The organism is Chitinophaga sp. (assembly GCF_035564935.1).
Classification (GTDB): domain Bacteria; phylum Bacteroidota; class Bacteroidia; order Chitinophagales; family Chitinophagaceae; genus Chitinophaga.
The window spans coordinates 1-3,173 of sequence record NZ_DATMTE010000936.1 but is presented as its reverse complement, the minus strand read 5'-3'; the positions used below and the strand labels follow the sequence as shown (position 1 = coordinate 3,173).

The following is a 3,173-nucleotide window of genomic DNA, read 5'->3' as shown; positions in this document are numbered from 1 at the left end:
CATAGAAAAGCAGTCCGCTGCATTCCCTTTGGTTGTGGCACCCAATCCTGCCAGACATATGATCAGTATTACCTATCAGGTTGAAAAACATGGTGAAGCAAGCCTGCAGATTATAGATATGAATGGCCGTATTGCAGATACCGTGTTCAGTAATAAACAGGTCGATAGCGGAAAGCACACCGTTCAGCATAATATCAATCTTCCAGCCGGAAACTATCTGCTTCAGTTCAATGCACAAGGGCAGCCACCCGTTATTCAAAAACTAATTGTTCAATAAACTCCGAAATCATGAGAAAATTAATTTTACTTTTATCATATATATTCTTAAGTTTAACATATGCTAATGCACAGTGCCCAAATGGTGATGCTGAGTTAAACAATCTTAGCAATTGGCAGACGTATGTCGGCAACAATATAACAGGAACACTGAATTTGTCAACTTTTACTCCTGGTTTATCCCCCATTCAACATGCAGTTGTGAGTGCTGGTAATGATCCGGTAGTTGGAGCGGCTATACCAATGGTGGGCGAAGGCAACTATTCTTTCAAACTGGGAAACACCGGAGCTCAAAATGGAGCAGAAATTATGTCGTACACTTTTACGGCCGGAAGCTCCTTATCGTTTATGTATGCTATAATTTTACAAGGTGCTCATCCCGTTTCCACTGTTAATGGTTTTTTCAGTTTTTGGATCAGTACAACTAATGATCTTGCCAGCAGTACAGCACCAGGTAATCTGGTAACAACTCCTTATAAAGTTAACGGTAGTAATAACATATTCGATCCTTTTCTTCGGTCAATGACCTATAACGGAGATATCCTTTCTTATAAGGAATGGCAGACACAGTGCATTACCATCCCTTCCCAATATATCGGGCAGCAACTTACCATATACTTTGCAACAGCAGATTGTACAGAAGGCGGCCATTTTGGTTATGCTTATATTGATGCACTTTGTAAACCGGTTCCTCCTGCACCTGTTATCACCGGACCTTCTGTGGTATGTAACATTGATGACCAGATTGTTTTTAGTGGCAGCAGGACTGTGAATGAAACTCAATATTATTGGCTGGCCCAGGAATGTGATGCTTCCGGTAACCCCATTGGAAGTCCACCTTTCGGAATAATACAAACCGGACTAGCTGGTAGCTTTAACCTGCAATCTGCAATGCCTACTTTACAGAACGGTCATTATTATAAAGTTACACTTAGGGTTCGCAATTGTGGCAGTAATTGGGTAGAAACCTATAAAATCGTTAAAATTGATTATCCTCCTATCAATACAAGCAATAAAGTTATCTGTTGTGGGTCGAGCGTGAAATTAAGAGCCAATGTTCCATATGCCGGTGCTGGTACAGTAACCAATTATAAGTGGTATGATGAAGCCGGAAATTTCATTGGTAATGGAGCCTTGTTGTGGTCAGGGCCAATAGGAGGCCCATTTACTGCCACAAATGAAATCACAGTAACGCCAACAAAGTGTACAAAGTACCGTATTGTGTATGAATATAATGGATGCAAAAATCAACAATGGATTTATGTGACTGCTATTCAGAACGTCAGGGGAGCCTTTGCTTGTGTGACCTACAATAATTGTACGGGATCAGGTACGGTGAGATTTGACCCTTGGATCAAGCTTTGCGGTAATGAATCTGAGATCGGTTCAGATTACGGCTTCCATATGCAGCAAGCTACCAACAGTATTCAGTATTCATGGAGTACAGGCAGTACATCCGACACCTCTTCCGTTTCTGGAAACAATACTTATACTGTGACAGTAACCAGTGCTTGTGGAAGTCAAACTGCAACAGTAAAACCACCTGTTTTTACCGGTGCTTTTCCAAATTTATTTATACCAAATGCTATGACTGTTAGTAATCCGTTTGTCATTTATAATACATTAATGAATCAATATGCCATTCCCGCATACAATGCATATGCCTACGAGCTTAGCGTATATGATCGTTGGGGAACCCGGGTTTATTACAAGTATGAAACATCATGTTTAGGATTTTATAACGGGCAAATCAGATGGGACGGCAGATACACGCCTGATGCGAATGGTAATCCTGGCCCATATGTTAATTATCCGGGAGTATATATGTGGAAATTAAAGTTGACCAACTGTAATGGCACACAAAATTATCAGGGAGATGTAAGCTTTATCCAATAACTGTATGAAGCAAATCTTTTAAAGAGGCTGTCTCAAAAGGGCAGCCTCTTTTTTTATTAAATAGATGATAGCAGAAAATCTAAACTGATACTGGTATTATAACTCAAAAACAACAAATAAATCGTTTAGCATTTTCAGAGTTATGAGTTATTGCTTCAATATAGATAAATACGTAAATAAGGACTCTGCTGAAGCTGGGGTAGACGCATTATTTGATACCAGATAGCTTAAATGATTACCAATTATGGAAATTTGGTCGCCAGCATTTAAATAATAATTAATTGATGCATTAGCGGTTCCACTACCAGGTGCATTACCATTTACCAGGCCTCCGGTTATAACCACCGCGGTTGATGCCTGTGCTACTGTAATACCATTCACTCTTATCAGTACGTGTTGATGAGGTGTACGAATGCCTCCTGCATAACTGGCGGCGGTGCTATAGCCCGCACTGATGCTATACCAGCCTTGCATACTCGCCGGTACAGTAAAAATGCTGCCATTCCAAGCTGTAGCAAAATTATTAGTAGTTACCACCCAATCATTAATGACCTGAGCCCCGGTAATTACCTGTGTTCCTGCTGATTTGGCAAATAACCCAATGGGTCCGCTTGGATTACGGATAGCAGTCCAGCTTCCATTGGAATATGTAAATTCCTGTGCTAATCCTGGTAAAATTGAAAAACTATTCAATACACCAGGCTGCGAAGTGGCATTTACTATTATCAATCTTGCTCCGGCTATTATTGCTGTAGTTCCATCAGAAGTTGTTGGGCCAGTAATTGTAAAAGCTGAAGAAGGTGTTCCTGTTAGCCGATATTGCGAAAAAGACAGATCGGGAATTACAACTGTGGCTCCATTGACTGTTATAGGCGATCCTTCTCGGTAGGTTACACCCCCATTTATATCGAGTTTTGTAGTAGGCAAAGCGGTATCTATACCAATATTACCGGTTTGAGCATGGGTAATCATAATTCCTGCAAAAGCAAGCATGAATAGAA

At 40.6% G+C, this 3,173-nt stretch carries 3 protein-coding genes; 2 read left to right on the top strand and 1 reads right to left on the bottom strand.

The window, feature by feature from the left end:
* Positions 1-277: T9SS type A sorting domain-containing protein (locus tag VN105_RS24385; RefSeq protein ID WP_325645147.1), on the top strand; the 277-nt coding region annotated here is incomplete at its 5' end.
* Positions 278-288: 11 nt separating this feature from the next.
* Positions 289-2,172 carry a hypothetical protein gene (locus VN105_RS24380; RefSeq protein ID WP_325645145.1) on the top strand — a complete coding sequence of 628 codons (1,884 nt, stop codon included), beginning with the start codon at positions 289-291 and terminating at the stop codon, positions 2,170-2,172.
* Positions 2,173-2,319: 147 nt separating this feature from the next.
* Here the strand turns inward: VN105_RS24380 and VN105_RS24375 are convergent.
* Positions 2,320-3,173: hypothetical protein (locus tag VN105_RS24375; RefSeq protein ID WP_325645143.1), on the bottom strand; the 854-nt coding region annotated here is incomplete at its 5' end.